The sequence below is a fragment of the Candidatus Binatia bacterium genome, from assembly GCA_036382395.1.
Classification (GTDB): Bacteria; Desulfobacterota; Binatia; order HRBIN30; family HRBIN30; genus JAGDMS01.
Map to the genome: position 1 here is coordinate 1 of DASVHW010000095.1, position 6,426 is coordinate 6,426.

Below are 6,426 nucleotides of genomic sequence, written 5' to 3' on the forward strand. Positions count from 1 at the left end.
GCGAACGTGGCCTTCATGGCGGCCACAAGTTCGGGTGTGCAGAGCACGTCCAGTGCCGTCATCGCCAGCACCTTGGCCCCGTCGATCACCGCGCGATGGCCTTCTTCCCCACCGGCCCAGTGAGCAAACTCGGTTGAATGCAAGGGGACCGTGGGCGGTGCGGCGGCAATCATCGGATGGATGGCGGGCACCAGCTTGCTGACGTTCCCCATGTCCGTGCTTCCGGCAATCGCTGCCGGAACGTGGCCGAGATCCATCAGGTGTCGGCCGAGGCGTTCCAGGTTCGCCGCGTAGGAGTCGGCGAGCGGCCGGTTGCTCCACATGTCCGAGTAGTCATCACCGAGGGTCCGCAGGTTGAGTTCGGCACCGGTGGCCAGCGCCCCGGCTTTGAAGCAGGCCACCACCCGTTCCTTCAGGCGCGCCAGCGCTGGCGCGGTGGCGGCACGAACGCAGAAGATGCCTGCGGCCCGTTCGGGCACGATGTTCGGTGCTTGCCCGCCGTCGGTGATGATGCCGTGAATGCGCTCGGTGGCGCGGATGTGCTGGCGCAGCTGTGCGATCGCAGTGTACGCCGTCACCAGCGCATCCAGTGCGTTGACGCCCCGATGCGGAAACGCCGAAGCGTGGGCGGCTCGGCCCCGGTATTCGACCTCGACCTGGCTGAAGGCCAGCACCTGCATGGCGGCGAGGTCCATGCCGGCGGGATGCACCATCATGGCGGCATCGACCTCTTTGAAGGCCCCCTGGCGTGCCATCAGAATCTTCCCGCCGCCGCCTTCTTCCGCGGGCGTGCCCAAGACCACCAGGCTGCCGCCGGTTTCTGCGATGATCCCGGCCAAGGCAGCGCCGGCGCCGGCGCCGGCGGCAGCAATGATGTTGTGCCCGCAGCCGTGTCCGATACCCGGCAAGGCGTCGTATTCACACAGCACGGCCACTTGGGGAGAGCCGCTCCCGATGCGCGCGGCGAAGGCGGTGGGTAAGCCGTAGGCCTGCCGTTCGACTCTGAAGCCGGCGCGCTCGAGATACTCCGCGAGCCATGCCGATGATTGCGCTTCCTCGAACTTCAGCTCGGGGTATGCGTGAATGCGGGAACTCAATGCGATCAACGCAGTCCGCTGCGCTTCGACCGCGGCGCACGCCCGTTCCTTCCATTCGGCGATCGTAGCCGCCATAGGTCCTCCTCCAGACTAGGCTGTCGGTTTTCTCGAGACAGACCCTTCGACAGGCTCAGGGTGAACGGAAAGATTATTTGAAATCAAACACCCAACCGTTCGTGCTGAGCCCTTCGACTGCGCTCAGGACATGCTTGTCGAAGCACCAGCCCCCCGTCTTTCGACACCTCCAGACGACGAGATGAGGCTATCCCTTCTGACTTGCAAGGTCGAGAACGCCGGGCGCTCTTGCTTACCTTACGTCGGTGACGACGGCGTCTGTATCAACCTTTGCCCGGTAGCGCATTGAAGTGTAGTCTCTGGGTTACGCCGTTATGAGAGAGATATTTGCTGACCTCGATCGGTGGCTGGAGGAGGGTGAAGAGATCGCCCTGGCTACCCTCGTGCGCGTGCGCGGTTCGGCCCCGCGGTTGCCGGGAGCCCGCCTGTGTTTGACCCGCAGTGGCAGGATGGCGGGATCCGTCAGTGGCGGTTGCGTCGAGAGTGACGTATTCGAGCGCGCCGTGCAGGTGTTGGACAGCCGACAGCCAGCGGTGGCAACCTACGGGATCGCCGACGAGCTGGGCTTCGAGGTGGGGTTGAGCTGCGGTGGCTCCATCGATGTCCTGATAGAACCGTTCGCCGCGGATGAAGTGTGGCAGGCTGCCCGCCAGGCCGTGGAGAACCAGCGTCCTGTTGCCTTGGGCATCGGGATCGCCCCGCTCCCGTTGGTCGGGCGCAAGCTGGCGGTATTGGATGACGATACGGTTATCGGCTGCATCGACTCCAGCGTGGATCAGCAGGTGACGGCCGCGGCGCGTCGCCTGTTACCGAAGGGCGGAACGACGATTCTCACCACCCCCGGGCGCGGCGAAGACGCGACCATCTTTATCGAAGCCATCTCGCTGCCACAGCGGCTGTTCATCGTGGGGGCGACGCACACGGCCGTGGCGTTGTGCCGCATGGCCAAAGGACTGGGATTTCGAGTCACGGTCATCGATGTCCGTGGCGCGTACGCGACTCGCGAGCGCTTTCCCGATGCCGATGAACTCTTGCGCGCCCTGCCTGGGAACGTGCTCGATCAGACCGAGCTGGATGCGGGCTCACACATTGTGATTCTGACCCACGATCCCAAATTCGACATCCCCAGTTTGGGGCGGGCCTTGCGCTCTCCGGCGCGCTACATCGGGGTTATGGCGAGCCGACGCACCTACGAGCGGCGCAAGGCGCAACTGGCGGAAGAGGGGTTCGGTCAGGACGATTTCGCCCGCATCCGGGCGCCGATCGGCCTCGACATCGGTGCCCGCACCCCCGAGGAAATTGCCCTCGCTATTCTCGCCGAGATGCTGGCGGTACGATTTGCGGCGGACGGCCGGAGCCTCAGCGAAAAGAACGGGCCCATCCATGGCCGCAGCTGACCGCCCCTTTCTTTCCGGCATCATTCTCGCGGCCGGTGCGTCCATACGGATGGGTCGCCCGAAACAGCTGTTGCCGCTGGGGGACCGATGCCTGTTGCAGCACGTGCTCGATGCCGCCGTTGCTTCCCGTCTCGACGAGATCGTCCTCGTGTTGGGGGTTCAAGCGAAGGAGGTCAGAGAGGCCATCCGGCTGCCTGACGAGCGTTCCATCCGCGTGGTGGTGAACCCCGATTATGCACAGGGTCAAAGCTCCTCGCTGCGCCTGGGGCTGCGCTCGGCCAGTCCGCAGTCGGTGGCGGCAGGCATCCTTCTCGGTGACCAGCCTCGGATCACCCGGCAGCTGATCGACCGCATGGCGGAAGCCTTCCTGGCTGCCGAGTCAGCAATCGTACGGCCGCTGTACGCCGGCGCCAGTGGCCGCGCCGTCCCGGGGCATCCCGTGTTCCTTGCCCGCCGGATTTGGCTAGCGGCCGAGCAGCTGGAGGGGGACGAGGGGGCACGGGTCCTGATGTCAGCTCACCCCGAATGGGTTACGGAGATCCCGGTGGACGGCGAGCCCCCCGGCGACATTGACACCCAGGGGGAGTACGAGCGAGCCGTTGACACTGTGCGGGGCGAGACGATAAGGGCGTCGGGACAGATTGAACCAGGACGACGTTGATGGCGATCGAGATCCGAGAGACGTTTCAAGTTGAAGCGCCGGCAGAGACGGTGTGGCGATTCATTATGGACCCACACATGGTGGTGACGTGTATGCCGGGGGCGCAGCTCGACGAGGTCATCGATGCCAGCACGTTTCTTGGCAGCGTGAAGGTCAAGGTCGGAGCCATTACGACCACCTACAAAGGCCGCATCCAATTCACGCAGGTCGACGATCAGGCGCACGTTGTCCAAATGACGGCCGAAGGCCGAGAGACCGGCGGCGGCATGGCCAAGGGGACAATGTCCGGTCGCGTGCGGACATTGCCGGGTGGGCAGACGGAGGTGGTCGTCGAGGCCAACGTCGATATCACCGGTCGCATCATGCAAGTGGGCAGGGGGATGATTCAGGGCGTGGCGCATCAGTTGTTCCTCCAGTTCGTCGCCCGCATGAAAGAGCGCGTGCCCGCGTCCCAAGAGACACCGGCAGAAGGGTCGGCATCTCTGGCGGCTCCTGGGCCAACGACCGCGAGCGAGGCCACACCCATCCGGGTCCTGCCCCTCGTTCTCAAGGTCATGTGGTCGTCCATCGTTCGTTTCTTCCGACGGCTCTTCGGCCGAACAGCCGAGCCGAAATAGCTCGTGGCTTGCTGTTACAGGGAGCACCTGACGTGGAACTGGTTGCGGAGCTCGAATGACGGAGATCATCTTCCGTATTGGGGCTTGCTCATTCGCTCGACGGTGCCGCCACGTTATCCAAACGAGCGTTTGTTTCTGTTATAAGGCAGCGGCGACGTGGCGACCGCCGGATACAGCGGAGGCTTCATGGCGGAACCAATGGGAGTAGTGTGCGAGGGCGGTAGAGACCTGCGATGACCCGGTACCTAGTAGCATGCGATGCCGGCGGCACGATGACCGACGTGATCGTCGTGGATGAAGAAGGGCGGTCGGTTATCGGCAAAGCCCCGACCACGCCGTACGACGAAAGCGTGGGATTCATGGAGTCTCTCGAAGAGGCTCTGCGTTACATGAACATGGACATGGCGCGTGATGGCCAGAAGTTCTGCAAGAACATCGAGACGGCCATCTATACCGGCACCAGCATGCTGAACGCCCTGATCAACCTGTCTGGTTTGAAGACAGGCCTGATCATCACCAAGGGGTTCGAGGACATGTTGGTGCAGGGACGCGGCCGCGAGACCTTCATCGACTACCAGTGGTCGGAGATCACCCACATGCAGTACCGCAAGCACCGGCAGCCGCTGGTGCCGCGGCGCCTCACGTTCGGGGTGACCGAGCGTGTCGATATGTTTGGCCAGGTGGTGATCCCGATCTACGAGCACGAGGTGGTGGCAGCGGCCCGTGCCCTTATCGCCGAGCGTATTCAGTCGTTGGCCATTCTCTTCATCAATTCGTTCCGCAACCCGCTGCACGAGCAGCGCGCGGCCGAGCTTGTCCGCGCCGAGCTGGCGAAGGCCGGGCTGGATATTCCCGTCGTCACTTCCAGCGACGTCGCACCCACGATGCGGGAAATGTCGCGCGCCAACGCCACCGTGATCCAGGCGTATGCGACCGCGCCGGCGCGCAAGCAGTTGCTGGGCGTCGAGGCCAAGCTCGCGCAGAATGGTTATAAACACTCGCTCAAGACGGTGCTGTGCTACGGCGGCGTGACCAACATCCGCTACCCCCGCTTATTCGAGACCGTCATGTCCGGTCCCGTCGGCGGCATCATGGGGGCGAAGTACCTGTCGCAGGTGATCAAGGAAGACAACATCGTCTGCTCCGACGTCGGCGGCACGAGCTTCGATGCCGGCGCCATCACCGCCGGCGTGTTACCGATCGATCGCGAGCCTCCGTTCCAACAGATGTACGTGAACGTGCCCATGCTCGACATCCGTTCGATCGGCGCGGGCACCGGCACTTACATCCGGCTCGATCCGCAGACCAACCGTATCAAGCTCGGTCCCGACAGCGCCGGCGGTACACCTGGGCCGGTGTTCCAGGAGACCGGCAACGAGATTCCCACCATCAACGACGCCAACATGCTGATGGGGATACTCAACAAGGACTACTACCTGGGCGGCCGGATCAAGGTGAACGTCGACAAGTCCTACCGGGTTTTCAAGGAGAAAGTCGCCGATCCGCTCAGGCTCGACGTCTATGTGGCGTCGGAGCAGTGTGTGGACCTGGTCAACGTGTTGATGCGCGAGCACCTGGTGCGCAGCCTGATGGTTGGCCACGACCTGCGTGACTACGTCCTGCTCGGCTACGGCGGCGGCGGGCCGGTGCACCTGCTCGGTTACGCCGGCGACTATCCCTGGAAGGCCGTCGCCACCGTGCCTCATGCCGGCGCCTTCTCCGCCTGGGGCGGCGCTTGCATGGACTACGCGCACCGGCGCCACAAGAGCATCGCCGCAGTGATTCCCTATGGGGCCGACAAGGCGACGAAACTGGCTGCTGGCAAGACCGTCTCCTCGACCTGGGAGGAACTGGAGAAAGAACTGCTGGGAGAGCTGATGGCTGAAGGCTTCAAGCGCAGCCAGATCAAACTCCGGCAGGCCGCCTACATTCGCTTCTATGGTCAGCTCGAGGATGTGGAGGTCGAGTCGCCGGTGGCGCGCCTGCATACCGAAGCCGACATGGCGAAGCTGCTGGCACGCCACGAGGAACTCTTCACCAAGATGTTCACCTTGGCGGGCAAGCCGGGCCAGCCGACCTACCACTTTACGGAAGTCAGCGTGATCGCCCAGGTGGACACGGTGAAGCCGAAGCTCCAGCGCCACAAGCTGGAGGGGAAAAAGCCTCCGAAGGGCGCCTCCAAGGGGACCCGCAAGATCTTTCAGAAGGGTCGCTGGTCGGCGGGGAACATTTGGGAGATGGGGGAACTGCGTCCCGGAAACGAGATCGACGGGCTTGCCGTGATTGAGGCACCGAACACGACGCTGTTTGTCCCGGAAGACTGGCACGTCCGCATCGACGAGTACGATATCTACTGGCTGACGAGGAAAGGTAACAAGCGATGAGTGCCACCTCCCTTGACGCCGCCTTCAAATCTCACCTACATTCGCCCGTGAATTAAGGAGAAGAGCCATGAGGTTCGGATTTCACCTGTTCATGGTCGACCCTGCCGAGTTTCTAGATATCGCCCGCACTGCCGATGAGTGGGGCTGGGACAGCATTCAGGTTGCCGACGCCCCTTTTTTCCCCGAGGTGACCTC

At 63.4% G+C, this 6,426-nt stretch carries 5 protein-coding genes; 4 read left to right on the forward strand and 1 reads right to left on the reverse strand.

Translation table 11 applies throughout. The features are described 5' to 3' along the window. Positions 1–1,172: M20 family metallopeptidase (locus VF515_04555; GenBank protein HEX7406906.1), on the reverse strand; the 1,172-nt coding region annotated here is incomplete at its 3' end. Between the two features lie 314 nt (positions 1,173–1,486). Here VF515_04555 and VF515_04560 point away from each other — a divergent pair. The 4 genes from VF515_04560 to VF515_04575 all read left to right on the forward strand — a co-directional run bounded on the left by VF515_04560 (position 1,487) and on the right by VF515_04575 (position 6,231). Then, positions 1,487–2,569 carry an XdhC/CoxI family protein gene (locus VF515_04560; GenBank protein ID HEX7406907.1) on the forward strand — a complete coding sequence of 361 codons (1,083 nt, stop codon included), beginning with the start codon at positions 1,487–1,489 and terminating at the stop codon, positions 2,567–2,569. Further along, positions 2,556–3,230 (forward strand): nucleotidyltransferase family protein, encoded by a 675-nt coding sequence (locus VF515_04565; protein ID HEX7406908.1) that lies wholly within the window; start codon positions 2,556–2,558, stop codon positions 3,228–3,230. Before VF515_04560 ends, VF515_04565 begins: the two co-directional genes overlap by 14 nt. Further along, on the forward strand, positions 3,230–3,847 hold the full coding sequence (locus VF515_04570) for an SRPBCC family protein (protein ID HEX7406909.1): 618 nt from the start codon (positions 3,230–3,232) through the stop codon (positions 3,845–3,847). Before VF515_04565 ends, VF515_04570 begins: the two co-directional genes overlap by 1 nt. A 233-nt stretch (positions 3,848–4,080) precedes the next feature. Further along, positions 4,081–6,231: a hydantoinase/oxoprolinase family protein gene (locus VF515_04575; protein HEX7406910.1), complete on the forward strand. Its 2,151-nt coding sequence runs from the start codon at positions 4,081–4,083 to the stop codon at positions 6,229–6,231. Positions 6,232–6,426 lie beyond the last annotated feature (195 nt).

Coding starts and splice junctions, on each gene's coding strand:
- VF515_04560 (HEX7406907.1), top strand. CDS start 1,487: ATGAGAGAGATATTTGCTGACCTCGATCGGTGGCTGGAGGAGGGTGAA.
- VF515_04565 (HEX7406908.1), top strand. CDS start 2,556: ATGGCCGCAGCTGACCGCCCCTTTCTTTCCGGCATCATTCTCGCGGCC.
- VF515_04570 (HEX7406909.1), top strand. CDS start 3,230: ATGGCGATCGAGATCCGAGAGACGTTTCAAGTTGAAGCGCCGGCAGAG.
- VF515_04575 (HEX7406910.1), top strand. CDS start 4,081: ATGACCCGGTACCTAGTAGCATGCGATGCCGGCGGCACGATGACCGAC.